The organism is Pseudomonas sp. GW456-L12, from assembly GCF_059424045.1.
On record NZ_JBWKZA010000009.1, the window covers coordinates 82,275 to 97,484 of the forward strand.

The 15,210-nt window shown below is 60.4% G+C and carries 18 protein-coding genes; 2 read left to right on the plus strand and 16 right to left on the minus strand.

What is annotated here, in order from left to right:
* Nucleotides 1-123 precede the first annotated feature (123 nt).
* The 15 genes from AC07Y9_RS14120 to AC07Y9_RS14190 form a co-directional block, all read right to left on the minus strand.
* Entirely contained in the window at nucleotides 124-735 is a 612-nt protein-coding gene (locus tag AC07Y9_RS14120; RefSeq protein WP_102680036.1) for a phage tail assembly protein, read from the minus strand.
* 149 nt (nucleotides 736-884) lie between these two features.
* Nucleotides 885-1,391 carry a phage major tail tube protein gene (locus AC07Y9_RS14125; protein WP_009042415.1) on the minus strand — a complete coding sequence of 169 codons (507 nt, stop codon included), beginning with the start codon at nucleotides 1,389-1,391 and terminating at the stop codon, nucleotides 885-887.
* Nucleotides 1,391-2,557, minus strand: a complete 1,167-nt coding sequence (locus tag AC07Y9_RS14130; protein ID WP_007924004.1) for a phage tail sheath protein — start codon at nucleotides 2,555-2,557, stop codon at nucleotides 1,391-1,393. The genes AC07Y9_RS14125 and AC07Y9_RS14130 overlap by 1 nt, the downstream gene beginning before the upstream one ends.
* Before the next feature lie 2 nt (nucleotides 2,558-2,559).
* On the minus strand, nucleotides 2,560-2,781 hold the full coding sequence (locus AC07Y9_RS14135; protein ID WP_102680037.1) for a hypothetical protein: 222 nt from the start codon (nucleotides 2,779-2,781) through the stop codon (nucleotides 2,560-2,562).
* A gap of 84 nt (nucleotides 2,782-2,865) precedes the next feature.
* A complete protein-coding gene (locus AC07Y9_RS14140; protein ID WP_102680038.1) occupies nucleotides 2,866-3,117 on the minus strand; it encodes a tail fiber assembly protein in 252 nt (83 codons plus the stop codon).
* Between the two features lie 9 nt (nucleotides 3,118-3,126).
* Complete coding sequence (locus AC07Y9_RS14145; RefSeq protein ID WP_102680039.1) at nucleotides 3,127-3,747, minus strand: hypothetical protein; 621 nt, start codon at nucleotides 3,745-3,747, stop codon at nucleotides 3,127-3,129.
* A 116-nt stretch (nucleotides 3,748-3,863) separates the two neighbouring features.
* Complete coding sequence (locus AC07Y9_RS14150; protein ID WP_102680040.1) at nucleotides 3,864-4,394, minus strand: hypothetical protein; 531 nt, start codon at nucleotides 4,392-4,394, stop codon at nucleotides 3,864-3,866.
* Nucleotides 4,391-5,125, minus strand: coding sequence for a phage tail protein I (locus AC07Y9_RS14155; protein WP_102680041.1), 735 nt, complete (start codon nucleotides 5,123-5,125; stop codon nucleotides 4,391-4,393). Before AC07Y9_RS14155 ends, AC07Y9_RS14150 begins: the two co-directional genes overlap by 4 nt.
* Nucleotides 5,122-6,117: a baseplate J/gp47 family protein gene (locus AC07Y9_RS14160; RefSeq protein ID WP_102680042.1), complete on the minus strand. Its 996-nt coding sequence runs from the start codon at nucleotides 6,115-6,117 to the stop codon at nucleotides 5,122-5,124. The genes AC07Y9_RS14155 and AC07Y9_RS14160 overlap by 4 nt, the downstream gene beginning before the upstream one ends.
* Nucleotides 6,114-6,446 carry a phage baseplate protein gene (locus AC07Y9_RS14165; RefSeq protein WP_102680043.1) on the minus strand — a complete coding sequence of 111 codons (333 nt, stop codon included), beginning with the start codon at nucleotides 6,444-6,446 and terminating at the stop codon, nucleotides 6,114-6,116. The genes AC07Y9_RS14160 and AC07Y9_RS14165 overlap by 4 nt, the downstream gene beginning before the upstream one ends.
* A gap of 14 nt (nucleotides 6,447-6,460) precedes the next feature.
* The gene (locus tag AC07Y9_RS14170; RefSeq protein ID WP_007924013.1) at nucleotides 6,461-7,069 is read right to left on the minus strand and encodes a phage baseplate assembly protein V; all 609 of its coding nucleotides are present in this window, start codon (nucleotides 7,067-7,069) and stop codon (nucleotides 6,461-6,463) included.
* Between the two features lie 3 nt (nucleotides 7,070-7,072).
* Complete coding sequence (locus tag AC07Y9_RS14175) at nucleotides 7,073-7,597, minus strand: hypothetical protein (protein ID WP_102680044.1); 525 nt, start codon at nucleotides 7,595-7,597, stop codon at nucleotides 7,073-7,075.
* Nucleotides 7,598-7,811: 214 nt separating this feature from the next.
* On the minus strand, nucleotides 7,812-8,576 hold the full coding sequence (locus AC07Y9_RS14180) for an N-acetylmuramoyl-L-alanine amidase (RefSeq protein WP_007924015.1): 765 nt from the start codon (nucleotides 8,574-8,576) through the stop codon (nucleotides 7,812-7,814).
* A 183-nt stretch (nucleotides 8,577-8,759) separates the two neighbouring features.
* Nucleotides 8,760-9,107 (minus strand): phage holin family protein, encoded by a 348-nt coding sequence (locus tag AC07Y9_RS14185; protein ID WP_007924020.1) that lies wholly within the window; start codon nucleotides 9,105-9,107, stop codon nucleotides 8,760-8,762.
* A gap of 529 nt (nucleotides 9,108-9,636) precedes the next feature.
* Complete coding sequence (locus AC07Y9_RS14190) at nucleotides 9,637-10,371, minus strand: LexA family transcriptional regulator (RefSeq protein WP_173679781.1); 735 nt, start codon at nucleotides 10,369-10,371, stop codon at nucleotides 9,637-9,639.
* Nucleotides 10,372-10,557: 186 nt separating this feature from the next.
* On the opposite strand from AC07Y9_RS14190, the gene mutS reads away from it, so the two are divergent.
* On the plus strand, nucleotides 10,558-13,137 hold the full coding sequence (mutS, locus tag AC07Y9_RS14195; protein WP_009042404.1) for a DNA mismatch repair protein MutS: 2,580 nt from the start codon (nucleotides 10,558-10,560) through the stop codon (nucleotides 13,135-13,137).
* 142 nt (nucleotides 13,138-13,279) lie between these two features.
* Nucleotides 13,280-13,603, plus strand: a complete 324-nt coding sequence (gene fdxA / locus AC07Y9_RS14200; RefSeq protein WP_007924025.1) for a ferredoxin FdxA — start codon at nucleotides 13,280-13,282, stop codon at nucleotides 13,601-13,603.
* Nucleotides 13,604-14,103: 500 nt separating this feature from the next.
* Here fdxA and rpoS read toward each other — a convergent pair whose 3' ends face one another.
* The gene (gene rpoS, locus AC07Y9_RS14205) at nucleotides 14,104-15,108 is read right to left on the minus strand and encodes an RNA polymerase sigma factor RpoS (protein WP_007924026.1); all 1,005 of its coding nucleotides are present in this window, start codon (nucleotides 15,106-15,108) and stop codon (nucleotides 14,104-14,106) included.
* Between the last annotated feature and the right edge of the window lie 102 nt (nucleotides 15,109-15,210).

Consider the following 15,210-nt stretch of genomic DNA (forward strand, 5'->3'; position numbering starts at 1 on the left):
TCTACTCCTCTTTCACGCCAAGGCGAGTGATCGCGATGTCGTAGCGGCGCAATGCCTTGCCGGCGTCCCACTCCAGGATTTCCGCTTCACTCACCGAGTAAATGAGCGGCACCACATCGAGTATCACTTCGATGTCGCGCTCCGAAAGAAGGCCGCCGGTTTGTTTAAAAAATCGTCGATGCGCTCTTGCAGCTGCGTCCAGTCAGGCACGCTGAGCAGCGCCAGGTCGGGCAGCATCAGGCCGGTACAATGCGCGGTGATGAACTCGGCGCGCTCCTTGGTGGTCTTGAGTCTCTTCATCACCTTGGTCGCTCGCAACGCGGGCATTTCCAGGGTCAGGGACGTCAGACGCTGGCCCGCCACTTCAAGTGGCAACAGCAGGTTCACCTGGTCCAGGTCGCCCTGCGCCGAGGTATCGCCAGGGGTGTCGCTGGCCGTTTCAGGCTCGGCGCCCTGCTGGAGGAAGTACGCAGCCGGGCGTGTCGACATGTCATGGACGTACTGCGCGATGCTCACGTAGTCCGGCCGCTTGAGCTGGTCGAGCTCATTGGCCGACAACCCGGTGGCCAGCTTCGCCAGCTCGAAGAACTGATCGTCCTCATCATCGCCGGCGCGGGCCAGCGCTTCTTTCTGCGCGGCGTAGAACAATGGCTTGAGCTGAATCTGCGCGATCTGCGACTCGTCGTCAGCGGTAATCGGGCACAGCAGGACATGGATCGGAGGCGTCCAGGACATGAATGAATTCCTTGATAAAGGGGGTAGCAGCGAGTTGCTCGCGATTGGGGATTGAGCGACGACTGTGATGTGGTTGTTGCATTGCCATCGCGAGCAAGCTCGCTCCTACAAGAGTGTTGCAGGGGGTATTGCAAAGGGTGTTGCGAGGGTTACGGCATCAGCACCGCGCGACGGGCGTCGCCGAGGATGTCGACGCCGCTGAGCACGAACTTCTGGGTGCGCACGTCGATGTCGATCACCGGTACGCCGTTCTCGATGCGGTTGTAGGTACGGCAGGCGAGTTCCAGGGTGGTGGTGGGTTTTTCATTCATCTTCATGGCCGTTTCGGCCAGGGATTTCAGCTTGCCGCCCACGGTGTGGTAGGTGAACCAGGTCTTGCCATCCTGGTCCTGGCCCGCCTCGCGGACATTGAGCAGGATGTCGTCACCCAGCTTCACGCCCAGCGCCAGCATGATTTCCGGCCCCAGGCCCTGCAGCTTGAGGGTGGCTGTCAGCGCCTTGCCGCTCTTGGCCATTTCTTCGGCGATAAAGCGCCCACCGGTCATCGCTTCCATTTCGAATTCGATCTTCGGCGGGGTGAACTCTTCCACGGTCGCCGACAACGGCAAGCCTTGCAGGGTGGCCGCGATGGCCTGTCTTACGCGGTTGGTAAACATTAGAGAACATCCTCCAGGAACTGCTCGATGATTTCATCGCGGGCGTTGAGCTGATACACCATGTGCTCGTTCGGCGCGTAGCGGCCGTAGTCGATGACCACGTACCAGGTACCGTTCTTGTACTTCTCGACGCTGTTCAGCTCGGGGTGCAGATACACGCTGCCGCCCGGGATGGTTTCGTCGGCGACCAGGGTCTGCAGCCAGTCGTTGATGCGCTTGACCTCCTGGTCCATGAAGGACTTGGTCAGGTTCTTGGCCATGGCTTTCTGCCCGGCTTTGACCAGCTTGCGGCTGATGGCGTCTTCCAGGCCGACATAGCTGATGAACTTGCCGGTGATGGAGCGGTTACCCAGCAGCGAGAAGCCGCCAAGCACGGTGCGGGCGTAGTAGCTGACGCCGTAGCGGTTGAGCAGGTCGCCCTCGGTCGAGGTGTCGAGGATGTTGTATTCCACGGTCCGCGAGACGTCTTCGGCGAAGGTCACCTGGTTGCCCGGGCTCTCCCACTGCTTGACCTTGGCCAGCGCGGCGATAGCCAGGCTCGACGGCGCCAGGAACACGTTCTTCTTCGCCGCCTTGGAGTACACGGCCGGCATGTTGTGCACCACCAGGCAACGGTCGAAACCCAGGTCCGCGCCGCCCAGTTCCTTGCTGTAGGTCACCTGATCGGCGACCGAGGCGTCCTTGCCGTCGAGCACCACACGGGCCTTGATGCGCTTGCCGAAGGCAGCGAACTCACCGGCCACCGCCTTGGTACCGGTGAAGCCCGGCGCGCCGATGATGGTCAGGTCTTCCGGGACACTGCCCAGGGCAGCCAGGCCGAGCTTGCGGCCGGTGGTGGCGTCGACGCCGCCGATCACGTTGTTGACGGTGTCGGCCGGGGTCGCGCCCTCTTCGACGATCACCACATAGACCGGGACCTTGACCACTTTGAGGATCTGGTACACCGCCTGGAACAGGGTGCCCGACTCAGCACCGGTCGGGTCCAGCAGGGCCTGGGTGGTGAAGCTGTTGATGCGGAACGGCGCATTGCGCGGAATCAGCGGGTCGGCCTTCGGCGCGGTGCCGACCAGACCGATGACGTTGTCACCCAGGCCACCCATGGCCTCGGGGGATTCGGTGGCATTGACGGTAATGCCGTTGTGCTCGAAGTTCAGAACCTCAGCCATGGTTATTCAGCCTTCTTGGCAGCGGCTTTTTTGGCCGCGGTGGATGGAGTGGCCAGTTCGGCCGGTTGGCGCGCCGCGAGGGCGCTGGTCAGTTCCAGGCGACCGGCGGCACGCAAGGCACTGGCCTCGACGTCGAGCAGGTCGAGCTGTTGATCGACCTTCGACCAGTGGCCGCCGCCGGTGGGGAACGGCACCAGGACGGTGTATTGCTGGCGGATGGACATGTATGAATTTCTCCAGACGCAAAAGCGCCAAAGCCCCTCTGCGGGGCTTTGTGCGGGCGAAAAAAAACCGCTTTCGCGGTGGGGTTACTTCATGAAGTCCGGCAGTTCAGGCCAAATCAGTTCGGAGGGAACCTTTCCCTGCTGGGGAATATCTCGCAAAGCCTTGCGGTATGCCGCTACTTCAGCTCGTTGTGCCTCACTGGCCGGGTAATCCGCCAGTTGGGTAACGTCAGTAGCCCGCAGAAGCTGGTCCCGACGAGTACGGATGGCGGCCCATTCGATTTCAGGTGTCGACAGCGCCAGCGAAAACTCTGTGTTTACGGTTGTATCGGTCATTTCGGTTCCTTAACTAAAAACAACGGTTTCAGCCAATGACAATTTTGTTTTCAGGTCGCCCTGTTTGAACAGACGGCCATTACCCACACGCATCGTGTCAATGCGTATAGTTGTATAATAAATACTCGGAACGAGAATACGCATCACAATATTGCCATTTACATCAACATAAACAGCAGGTGTCATGTTCCCGAATGTCGATACATTTTGTAGAACCCGGGTTGGTTGATAGCAGTACCCTACCAACGTCTCGTCGATAATTTTCGCAGTTCCGTAACTGTAGCCCTTGATATTAAACCAGAACATTTCCGAGTTCACATTGATATTCAAAGGTACCTGGAAATGCATATAAACATTTGTGATGGTGCCCAGATCGGTCGGTACGAAATCACCCTCCGCCGAAGTCCCCTGCAAGCCCCCGGTGCCATAGACGTGTCCTTGCAGTACATTACGGCGAATGGTGCCTAGCACCGCCGGGTCACCTTCAATATCTTTCTGGCTTCGCCATTCATTAAATTGAGCCAAGGCCGTGGCCATGGTGCTGTTGATACTGCCAATTTTCCCATTGACGACAGAGGTCAAATTGTTTGCCGCCGTCACCAACGATGCGACTGTAGTTTCTAGACTCACGTTTAAAATCCTTTTGCTATTGATTAGCTTGCGCACCGTTCAAGAACAGGCACACCCGTTGCAGACTTAATTATGAAATAAACTTAAAAACGAGTAGCACTTGCCACCTACTCTTCTTATTTGGCTTCCAGCGACATGACACGAAACATCAAATCAACATGGCGCGCCATATTGTCGATGTTCGCAGTCGCAAGAGCAGTGATCTCCTCACTTATCAAGATATTGAGGTTTTCAGCCCCTACAACCACCGTCACGCTGTCTGCCGGCAACGGTGAAATATCCAGGGTGAACTTTTGCAGCACCCGGGCAGCAGCAGCCTTGTAAGTCAGCAACTTTCCAGCCACCGAATACACCGCCAGCAGGGTGCCGCTGGCCAGGTAGAAACCGAACTCGCCGATCTCGTATTCGTCCGGACCGTCGAACAGCGCTGCCATCCGCAACTGGCGCGAGCCCAGGTCCTCGTAGTCCACGATCGCCACCCGCTGGCGCTCATCGCGCAGGGCTGTTTCCGTACCGTCCGGGTTGTAGCGGCCGGTACCGGCGCCGATATGGGTGATCTCCCCTTTCAAGCCTTGGTTCTTTGCCGCCAACACTTCATCCAGACCGGCGGAAGTGAAGCGAACCAAGCGCGTAATGTCTTCTGTCATAGCTGCGCCCTGAGGTCGTAGTCGTTAATGGTGTAGTGCTGGGAAACCCCGGCACTGTTAAGGCGAGCGCCGAGCTCGAATTCAGGCAGCACTCCATCAAGAAAGAGTTCGCCATCGCTCAGCGCTGTATCCATGCCGCCGCTCATGGTCAGCGAGCCGCGCAGCTTGACCTCGGGCAAGGCCCCAGGCTGGCTGTCGTCGCCGATGCTCAAACCGGGATCGGCCCCCGCCGCTAGCCGTATCCCGCCTGTGGTCTGATGAACGATGGTGATGGTGCCGTCGTCGCGCTCGCTCTTGGCGGCGTTGATGCGGCGTATCAAGCGGTTGTGATCACCGCTGGACCAGTCGCGGACAATGATTGCCTGCACATCGAAGGTATAGGGATGTCCCTGCGGTCGCTGTTCGTACCAGGCCGCGATGTTGGGCATGAAGCCCAGGGACTCGACGGCGTGGCTCAGGGCCTTGTGGGTCCCGGCCTGCCGCTGGATCTGCCAGGACAGCGAAACGGTGAGGCGCTTTTCGGCCTCACTGGCTCCCGCATCCCATTCGTTGACCCCGCGATCTGCCGCCAGATAAGGCAAGAAGTCCACAGGAGTCTGGGTAGGGCTCATCAGTTGGGGAAAAGGCGGGTCCACACGTTCGAGCAAGCGGGCGAAACCGAGATCGAGGGCCTTTTCCAGCGCTGAGCTGTTGGCCGGCAGCAGGCTCAAGCGAACAGTGTCGTCACTCATAGGGTACGCACCTCCACTTCAACCTCCGTGCAATACGGCGCCTGGAAAGCCGTGGTCACGATCGGTTGCACCGGCTCGAGAATCTCCAGCTGTACCGCTCCTGCCGTATGCAGCGTGTAATCGATCCAGCTCGGATCCACCCGCCCTTCCAGGCGATGGCAGCTGTCGGCGTACGCCTGTAATTGCTGCTGCGTGGCGAGCTGGGTCAGTCCGGAATCGGGGCCCGGGTTGATCTTGGCCACCACGCGGATCTTGTAGGGCTTGATCTGTGCCGCCTGCACCGTCACCCGGTCCGTTTCCGGCTTCACGTCCGGTCGGGCAAAGTGTTTGCGCACGCCTTCGAGCAGGTCCTCGGATGGGGTGCCGTCGCCTTCCCGCGAGAGCACGGTGACCTGGACTTCGCCCGGCGCGGTACGGCGTCCGTTGCCATCCTTGACCTGAGCGGCGAAACCGTCCGGGTCGAAGGTGTAGGTGACGGTCACCACGCCCGCCTCGGTGGAGTCCACCTTCACTGTTGGCCGCTCGCCGAGGGTGAAGACTTCGCGGCGGTACTGCATGCGCGAACCGGCGGCCGGCGCGTGGGGCGCCAGGTAGTAGCGCAGGCGCGCATCTTGATCGCTTTCATAGACCGCGGGGACCGGCGGAAAGGCCGCCGGATCGCCCGGGTCGAGCAACTGCCGCTCCAGGCCCATGTCCGCCAGCCGTGCATCGAGATTGCTGCCGGTGGCCCACCAGGCCAGCATCTGCTTGATGCGGGCGTTGTACTTGCGCTCATGGGTTTGCAGGCGCAGGCAAAAGGCTTCCAGCGCCAGGGTCAGTAGCTCGCTTTCGTTGGCCAGGCTGGCCTGCAGCTTCTGCGCATTGGCGGGGGAACGCTGGGCCACGTAATCGACGACGAAGGCCTTGAACTCGGCGAGCAGTGGCTCGAATTCTTCGACTGTGACAATGGCCGGCTCGGCCAACTGGTGTTCACCGGGTATCAGCATGCTCATGTCACGACCTCGAACGTCTGTTGGCGGTTTTTCCAGGTGCCGGCGAAGCGCAACAGCAGCCCGGCGCCGCGCCGGCTGGCGACTATGACCTGCGGCTCGAAATCGCCGATGCCGTTCTGCTCGTTATAGAACACCTGCGCCGCATGGCTCTGAGCGAGGATCAGCAAGTCATCGCCGAGGTTCTGGCCCAGCAGGTCGGGAATCAGCGAGCCGTACAACGGGCGCTTCTGCCGCGTGCCCAGCGGCGTGGTCAGGGCGCGGGTCGCGCGCTGCACGAACTGCAGCCAGTCATCGACCGCGGCGCCGGTGTTTCTATCGACTCCAATCATGGGAAGCCTCTTAATCAAGGGCTGATAACGCGGCCCTGGTGTTCCACCAAGGGGCCGCTGAAGTGGATGCCGGCGCTGTCGAGCAAGATGCCGACCGCGCCCAGCCGCAGCTCGATCGCCTCGGGCCTCATCGCCAGCCGGGCGGGCCCGATGCTCAACTCGACCGCCTCGCGGGAGGCGGTGAGCGCGGTCGGGCCATTGCTCCAGCTCAAGACATGGCCGGCATCGTCATAACTGCTTTGGGTGCCATCGGCGTATTGGCGGCGGGTCAGCGCGGCCAGGGTCGACACCGGTGGAAAGCGGTCGCAGTTGAGGCCGAACAGCGCCACCGACTGCGCGCCGCCGTCGCCGCCACCGTAGTTGAACAGCAGGCACTGCTCGCCCACGGAGGGAATGCGCGATTCGCTTTGCGCGCCGGCGCTGGGGTTGAAGAAGCGGATCGCCGGGGTCAGCAGCTCTCCGTGGCTAACCCGGCAGGTGTTGCTGGCCGCATCGACCGCCTGGCACACACCGATACGGCAATGGTTTTCCGCCCGCCGGTGCAAGTCATCGAGTTCGGTTTCCATCTCGGCCAGCCGCTCGATGATCGGGCCCAGCTGCATGCGCAGCAGCTCGTCAAACATGGCTCAGCCCTCCAGTGCCTGGTATTGGTCGGGGTCGTCGATGTTCGAGACTTCCCAGGTGCGGGCGAACTTCGGTATGCCGGTCGGGTCGTCCAGCAAGGGCTGCCCGAGGTACAGCGTCTGGGTGAACGACAGCGTCCAGGCCGCGTGCTGCTGCTCACCGCGAATCAGGGTCGAGGGCAGGCCCTCGAGGTTCATCGGCAAGTCGCACTGCGCTGCCGGCAGCCCCCAGCGGTTATCCGTGGCCAGGTCCTTCAGCGCACTCGCCAGATCACAAGGCTCGAACCCGGACCGCTCGCCCCCCACAGCCGCCACGGCTTGCAGCGAGACTGTCAGGACATGGGCGACACGCCCTTCCTGGCTGCGCATGCCCGGGGCATCGCGCTCGATCGCAATCAACACCCAGGCTTGATCGAGCACTCCATCAAAGTCCTGGTGACTGCCAACCTTGAGGCCAAAGCCAGCCCCTCGCAGGGTCTCGGCAATGGCGAAAAACAGCTGCGACGGCTTGTCGATGACTGCGGGCATAGAGAGGCCTCCTGTTCAGATAGCAGGGGTTGAAGTTGCGCAGGAGCGCTGCGGATGTCGCGCGAGGTGGAGGAACAGCGAATGTCGATTTGGGCAGGATTCTTGATCGCCAGGTCGGCGAGCGACGTCAGGGACGGGATGGGTGATGCAACGGATGGATCCGGCATCACCTTCGATGGAGCCCCAGCCCTGCGAGCGATTCGCCTTGATCGAATCAGGCGTACTTCTCGTTCAGCGCATACAGGATCGCGCAGGTTTCCACGTCCAGTTTCCCGGTGTAGTTCTTCGGCCTGAAGTGCATCTGGAACGCCCGCACCAGCGACTGGAAGAAGTCATCCGTTGCCTGGGCCGGCACGCCATAGCCATAGGTGGCGAAGGCCTTGAGCACTTCGGCACGCTCGGGCAGTCCCGCGGCGCGGAATTGCTGGACGTATTTCTTCTTGGTCGGCTCGTCGTACCAGGCGCCAATGCCGGCTTTGTAGAGCTCTTTCCAGGGCAGCTTGGGGCCCGGATCGGATTTGCGGCCCACCGCGATATCGGAGTGGCCCACCACGTTTTTCGGCGACAGGTCCGGATAACGCTGGAGAATATTCAGGGCCAGTTGCTTGAGCGCCTCGACCTGGGAGCGTTCGTAATCAGGGAAGGTGAAGACGCCATTGACGTCGGTGGCCTCGTTGACGATCTCGATGCCGATGGAGGTGTCGTTCAAGCCGCTGCGACCGGCCCAGTCACTGACACCGGCATGCCAGGCGCGGTCTTCTTCGGCCACCAGGTTGAAAATTCGTTGCTCCTGGAAACCCGCGGCCTGATACGTCGGATCCTGCAGCGCCGGGATCAGGTAATGGGCACTCGCCGCACCGGTGGTCAACGCCTTGACCGACGCCTCGAAGTTCAGCGCCGTGTAATGCAGCACCAGGAAACGCACCCGCTTGTTGTAGGGCGCGAGGGTGCGGTAGCTGTTGTAGTCGATTGGGATCATGGTTTGCCTCTCTTTGAAACGAATGGGTGTACGACGCTGGGCCGTATCTGGCACCTCCCGGCAGGGAGGGTTGATTGAGTGCCGTTCAATACGAGTACGCATCCTGCGTCAGGCGGGTAGATATCCACGTGGATAAGGCGGCAGGGTCGACTTAATGAATGAACGAATGCTTGTGGCGGTTGTTCAGGCGTCCGAGCGGGGATCCTTGGGCGGCACCTCACACACACCGAGCCGCTTGGCCGCCCAGCGCTCGTAGAGCCCGATGGCCACATCGGCGCCCGCCATGGCGGTCAGGCAGCCGAAGGCGCCGGCGGTCCAGATCGATACGCCGGCGGCGTACAGCAGCATGATGGTCGAGACCCCGCAGATCACGCAGGCCCCGGAGCGCAGGGCCAGGCGCCGCAGCAGCAACCAGCCGCGGGCGCCCTCCTTGTCGGCGCGCCACATTTCGCCGGACACCCCACCCACCAGGGCAAGGACGATGACAAGCCAGATGGGCATGTCCAGCAACGCTTGTTGCTCGTTTGTCATGTCACTCCTCCTGAGTGGAAAAGGCCAATGCGCTGGCCCGGTAATCAATTGGCTTGTGTATCAACGGTGCATATCCCGGCATGGCCCACGGTAGGTAGGCATTCCAAAAAGCCCGGTCGCCCGGGCTTTTCAGTAATGCGGTCCAGTTTCAAGGGGACCTGATCGTTCGGCGCTACTGGCGCGGTACGGATCCATTCAAATTGTTCCTCCGACCGCGACCCTGTCCGCCGGATAACTGTTCACGGTGCTTTACGCTGCACACCCGGGTCAGTTGCCAACCCTCTGAACCGTCGAGGCCGGTTCATCGCTGCCTTTGCTTTTGCCACTAAAGAGCGGTGTTGCTCGCCGCTGTCGGGCGGCTTGGAACGAATAATATGCATGGATGCATATGCAGTCAATGCACAAATGCATTTATTTATGCGCGACAAATGCATCTGCGCATGAGCACCGCATAAATAAAGGCGTGGAGGGTTTTCCGCGGGCACAAAAAAGCCCGCTCGATGGCGGGCTTTGGCGTTATGGGCTGCGGTTAGCGGGCGTACATGCCCCACCAGAAGACGTGACCGAGGATGACGATCTGCTCTTCCTGCATTTCCTGGAAGCTGTAGTCCTCATCCGGATGTTCGTCGCGGTTGAAGCTACGCAGGCGAATACCGGAAGGCAGGCGATAGAGCTGCTTCACCCGCAGCTGGCCGTTGTGGTTGATGGCATACAGGTCGCCGTCGATGATATCGCCGATACCGCACTTGCCGGCATTGACCCCCACCGTGGCGCCGTCGCGCAGCACCGGCAGCATGCTGTTGCCGCGGACCGTCACGCATTTGGCCTGGTCGAACTGCACGCCATTGTGCCGCAGGCTGCGCTTGCCGAAGCGCAGGCTGGAGCGCTCGCTTTCCTCGATGACGAATCTTCCTGATCCCGCAGCCAATTCAACCTCGCGAAGAAAGGGGACCGACACCTCGTCGTCATCGACGGGGGTATCGTCGTCCCACAGACTTATGTCCTTGAGTTCCGAATGCGGATCGGCCGACCGGGCAGGAGCGACAGCCGCACGCCCGCGCAGTTGATCGGTGCTCACCAGGAAGTACTCGGCGATCCGCGAGATGTGTTTGTCCGAAGGATCGACAATCTTGCCGCTGAGGATCCGCGAAAGGGTGGATTGAGGCACACCGGTACGCCGATGGAGTTCCGTGGGGGAAATGCCATCGCGATCGAGCAGCTCTCTTAAGACGGTAGAAACGTTGCGCTTTTGCATAATACGCATATTGCGGGTTATTTTCGCCGACGGCAAATGCTAAAATGCATATTCATGCATAAAACACCCGAAATCCTGCCGGGTTCATCCCTGCGAAGGTCGGACCGCCCATGGTAACCTTGCGCCCATCGCGAAAAAGCCGGGCACATGCCCTCTGCTTTGCCCACCCTTTCAACGAATCAACCTGACGACCCGATGAATAAAGCGCTCACCGATCTGTCCTCCCACACGCCGATGATGCAGCAGTACTGGCGCCTCAAGAACCAGCACCCTGACCAGCTGATGTTCTATCGCATGGGTGACTTCTACGAAATCTTCTATGAAGACGCAAAGAAGGCCGCCAAGTTGCTGGACATCACCCTGACCGCGCGCGGGCAGTCGGCTGGCCAGGCGATTCCGATGTGCGGGATTCCTTATCACGCCGCCGAAGGTTACCTGGCCAAGCTGGTGAAGCTCGGCGAGTCGGTGGTGATCTGTGAACAGGTCGGCGACCCGGCCACCAGCAAGGGCCCGGTGGAGCGCCAGGTGGTGCGGATCATCACCCCGGGGACCGTCAGCGACGAGGCCCTGCTCGACGAGCGTCGGGATAACCTGATCGCGGCGGTGCTGGGCGACGAGCGCCTGTTCGGCCTTGCGGTGCTGGACATCACCAGCGGCAATTTCACGGTCCTGGAAATCAAGGGCTGGGAAAACCTGCTGGCCGAGCTGGAACGCATCAACCCGGTGGAACTGCTGATCCCGGACGACTGGCCGCAAGGCCTGCCGGCGGAAAAACGCCGTGGCGTGCGCCGTCGCGCGCCCTGGGACTTCGAACGAGACTCGGCCCACAAGAGCCTGTGCCAGCAGTTCTCCACCCAGGACCTCAAGGGTTTCGGCTGCGAGAACCTGACCCTGGCCATCGGCGCCGCCGGCTGCCTGCTGAGCTATGCCAAGGAAACCCAGCGCACCGCCCTGCCCCACCTGCGCAGCCTGCGTCACGAGCGCCTGGACGACACCGTGGTGCTCGACGGCGCCAGCCGGCGCAACCTGGAGCTGGACACCAACCTCGCCGGCGGCCGCGACAACACCCTGCAGTCGGTGGTCGACCGTTGCCAGACCGCCATGGGCAGTCGCCTGCTGACCCGCTGGCTGAACCGCCCGCTGCGCGACTTGAAAGTCCTGCAGGCGCGACAGACTTCGATTGGCTGCCTGCTGGACGGTTACCGTTTCGAAAGGCTGCAACCGCAGCTCAAGGAGATCGGCGACATCGAGCGGATCCTCGCCCGTATCGGCCTGCGCAACGCCCGCCCCCGCGACCTGGCGCGCCTGCGCGATGCCCTGGCGGCGCTGCCGGAACTGCAAGTGGCGATGACCGAACTCGAGGCCGAACACCTGAGCCAACTGGCCGTGACCACCAGCACTTACCCGGAACTGGCCGCGCTGCTGGAGAAAGCCATCATCGACAACCCGCCGGCGGTGATCCGCGATGGCGGCGTGCTGAAGACCGGTTACGACGCCGAGCTGGACGAGCTGCAATCGCTGAGCGAAAACGCCGGCCAGTTCCTCATCGACCTGGAGGCCCGGGAAAAGGCCCGTACCGGCCTGGCCAACCTGAAAGTCGGCTACAACCGGATTCACGGCTACTTCATCGAATTGCCAAGCAAACAGGCGGAACAGGCCCCGGCGGACTACATCCGGCGCCAGACCCTCAAGGGCGCCGAACGCTTCATCACTCCGGAGCTCAAGGCCTTCGAGGATAAGGCGCTATCCGCCAAGAGCCGCGCCCTGGCCCGCGAGAAGATGCTCTACGAAGCCTTGCTGGAAACCCTGATCGGTCACCTGCCGCCGTTGCAGGACACCGCGGGGGCGCTGGCTGAGCTGGACGTGCTGAGCAACCTGGCCGAACGAGCGCTGAATCTCGACCTCAATTGCCCGCGCTTCGTCAGCGAGCCGTGCATGCGCATCACCCAGGGTCGCCACCCGGTGGTCGAGCAGGTCCTGACCACGCCGTTCGTGGCCAACGACCTGAGCCTGGACGATCAGACCCGGATGCTGGTAATCACTGGCCCGAACATGGGTGGTAAATCCACTTATATGCGGCAAACCGCGCTGATCGTGCTGCTGGCCCATATCGGCAGCTTCGTGCCGGCAGCGAGCTGCGAGCTGTCTCTGGTGGACCGGATCTTTACTCGGATCGGCTCCAGTGACGACCTGGCTGGCGGTCGTTCCACCTTCATGGTGGAAATGAGCGAAACCGCCAACATCCTGCATAACGCTACCGAGCGCAGCCTGGTGCTGATGGACGAAGTGGGTCGCGGCACCAGTACCTTCGATGGTCTGTCCCTGGCCTGGGCTGCGGCAGAACGTCTCGCCCAGCTGCGGGCGTACACCCTGTTCGCCACCCACTACTTCGAGCTCACCGTCCTGCCGGAAAACGAACCTCTGGTGGCCAACGTGCACCTCAATGCCACCGAGCACAACGAACGTATCGTGTTCCTGCACCACGTGCTGCCAGGTCCTGCCAGCCAGAGCTATGGCCTGGCCGTGGCCCAGTTGGCGGGGGTTCCGAGCGATGTGATCGTCCGCGCCCGCGAGCACCTGAGTCGCCTGGAGACCACCAGCCTGCCCCATGAAGCGCCGTCTCCGGTAGCGGGCAAGCCTTCGGTCCCGCAGCAAAGCGACATGTTCGCCAGCCTGCCGCACCCGGTACTCGATGACCTGGCCAAGCTCGATCTGGACGACATGACCCCGCGCAAGGCACTGGAAATGCTCTATACATTGAAGACACGCATCTAACGCTGATGCTTTCAAGCTGTTAGAATCTCGCGCGGTTTGGGATGCTGCGGACTATTAGCCTGGTCCGCAGACTATCGCTCCCGAACCTGGCGACCCCGTCCTGAAGGGGCTCCGCTGCCGCCGCCTGAGGAGAGAATTAGAAATGACCTTCGTCGTCACCGACAACTGCATCAAGTGCAAGTACACCGACTGCGTAGAAGTCTGTCCGGTGGACTGCTTTTACGAAGGCCCGAACTTCCTGGTGATTCACCCGGATGAGTGCATTGATTGCGCGCTGTGCGAGCCTGAATGCCCCGCTGTAGCGATCTTCTCCGAGGACGAAGTTCCAGAAGAGATGCAGGAATTCATTCAATTGAACGTTGAGCTGGCCGAGATCTGGCCCAACATCACTGAAAAGAAAGATTCCCTGCCCGATGCCGAAGAGTGGGATGGCGTCAAAGGCAAGATCAAGGATCTCGAACGCTGATTACCTCGCGTTCCCCAAAAAGGCCCGTTGCGGGCCTTTTTGCTGTTCCGGATTCACTTTTACGCAGGCAAAAAAAGGGGCGGTATGACCCGCCCACCTTTTTTCCCTAGTCCCTGTGTTCCTTTTCATCGTCCTGATGAATCGCGTCCTGCGATGTCCTGACCATCATCCTTGATGGCTGTGTCTATCCGTCGACACAGGGCTGATATTAGAGAGTTTCCATGACAGAGCAATGGCACTGACAGGTAGAAAACGTGTCGAACACTGCTCTAAGCATTAAAATAAGTTGTTATAAATCAATAATATAACTAAAAACCTCAGATCAAACAGACAACTTTCATACCGCATAAAAACCGAACACTTACGAAAGAGTCAGCCTTTACTTACATGCTCGTTCAGCTATTGAACATGCGCCTGCCTATTTCATCTGACTCCTATCGATTACCCAATAAAAAGCCCCGAACGTGTCGGGGCTTTTCACGGCAGGATTGCTCGTGCCGTTACTGGAACAGCGACTCGCTGGAGAGACCGTTCTTCTCGAGGATCTCACGCAGACGCTTGAGACCTTCGACCTGGATCTGGCGTACCCGCTCTCGGGTAAGCCCGATCTCCAGGCCCACATCTTCCAGGGTGCTGCTCTCGTGGCCGCGCAAGCCGAAGCGGCGAACCACCACTTCACGCTGCTTGTCGGTCAATTCGGAAAGCCACTGATCGATGCTTTGCGACAGGTCGTCATCCTGCAGCAGCTCGCACGGATCGGTAGGACGATCGTCGGTGAGGGTGTCCAGCAGGGTTTTATCCGAATCCGGACCCAGCGAGACGTCGACTGAAGAAACCCGTTCGTTCAAGCCCAGCATGCGCTTGACCTCACCTACCGGTTTCTCCAGCAGGTTGGCGATTTCTTCAGGGGAGGGTTCATGGTCGAGTTTCTGTGTCAGCTCCCGTGCTGCCCGCAGGTAGACGTTGAGCTCTTTGACCACATGAATCGGCAGCCGGATAGTCCGGGTCTGGTTCATGATTGCCCGTTCGATGGTTTGACGGATCCACCAGGTGGCATAGGTCGAGAAGCGGAAACCGCGCTCCGGATCGAACTTCTCCACCGCCCGGATCAGACCGAGGTTGCCCTCTTCGATCAAGTCCAGCAGCGAAAGCCCACGATTGACATAACGTCGGGCGATTTTCACCACCAGACGCAGGTTGCTTTCAATCATGCGCTTGCGCCCGGCCGGATCGCCACTTTGCGACAGACGCGCAAAATGAACTTCTTCTTCCGGAGAGAGCAATGGGGAAAAGCCGATTTCATTGAGATACAGCTGCGTCGCGTCGAGCGCTCGCGTGTAATCAATGTATTTGTGTTGTTTCAATGAAGCGGAGTGTTTGGATTTGGCACGAACTGAAGGTACAGCAGATCCCTCATTCGACATCGAATCAGTGGCGATATCCGTCTCCATAAGGAGAACTTCATCGTCGATGTCAAACTCCGGCACTTCTTTACTGAGAGCCATTGTTATAGTCCTTTGGTGAGTTCGACCTCAGGCTCAAGCGACGCCTTTATCCTTGGCAACGCTGGAACCTGTTCCCTCTACGTGACGGAACAGGCTTGGTAA

Coding starts and splice junctions, on each gene's coding strand:
- AC07Y9_RS14140 (WP_102680038.1), bottom strand. CDS start 3,117: ATGACCGATACAACCGTAAACACAGAGTTTTCGCTGGCGCTGTCGACA.
- AC07Y9_RS14180 (WP_007924015.1), bottom strand. CDS start 8,576: ATGATCCCAATCGACTACAACAGCTACCGCACCCTCGCGCCCTACAAC.
- AC07Y9_RS14175 (WP_102680044.1), bottom strand. CDS start 7,597: ATGCCCGCAGTCATCGACAAGCCGTCGCAGCTGTTTTTCGCCATTGCC.
- rpoS (WP_007924026.1), bottom strand. CDS start 15,108: ATGGCTCTCAGTAAAGAAGTGCCGGAGTTTGACATCGACGATGAAGTT.
- AC07Y9_RS14160 (WP_102680042.1), bottom strand. CDS start 6,117: ATGAGCATGCTGATACCCGGTGAACACCAGTTGGCCGAGCCGGCCATT.
- AC07Y9_RS14170 (WP_007924013.1), bottom strand. CDS start 7,069: ATGTTTGACGAGCTGCTGCGCATGCAGCTGGGCCCGATCATCGAGCGG.
- AC07Y9_RS14185 (WP_007924020.1), bottom strand. CDS start 9,107: ATGACAAACGAGCAACAAGCGTTGCTGGACATGCCCATCTGGCTTGTC.
- AC07Y9_RS14125 (WP_009042415.1), bottom strand. CDS start 1,391: ATGTTTACCAACCGCGTAAGACAGGCCATCGCGGCCACCCTGCAAGGC.
- fdxA (WP_007924025.1), top strand. CDS start 13,280: ATGACCTTCGTCGTCACCGACAACTGCATCAAGTGCAAGTACACCGAC.
- AC07Y9_RS14120 (WP_102680036.1), bottom strand. CDS start 735: ATGTCCTGGACGCCTCCGATCCATGTCCTGCTGTGCCCGATTACCGCT.
- AC07Y9_RS14165 (WP_102680043.1), bottom strand. CDS start 6,446: ATGATTGGAGTCGATAGAAACACCGGCGCCGCGGTCGATGACTGGCTG.
- mutS (WP_009042404.1), top strand. CDS start 10,558: ATGAATAAAGCGCTCACCGATCTGTCCTCCCACACGCCGATGATGCAG.
- AC07Y9_RS14130 (WP_007924004.1), bottom strand. CDS start 2,557: ATGGCTGAGGTTCTGAACTTCGAGCACAACGGCATTACCGTCAATGCC.
- AC07Y9_RS14190 (WP_173679781.1), bottom strand. CDS start 10,371: ATGCGTATTATGCAAAAGCGCAACGTTTCTACCGTCTTAAGAGAGCTG.
- AC07Y9_RS14135 (WP_102680037.1), bottom strand. CDS start 2,781: ATGTCCATCCGCCAGCAATACACCGTCCTGGTGCCGTTCCCCACCGGC.
- AC07Y9_RS14150 (WP_102680040.1), bottom strand. CDS start 4,394: ATGACAGAAGACATTACGCGCTTGGTTCGCTTCACTTCCGCCGGTCTG.
- AC07Y9_RS14155 (WP_102680041.1), bottom strand. CDS start 5,125: ATGAGTGACGACACTGTTCGCTTGAGCCTGCTGCCGGCCAACAGCTCA.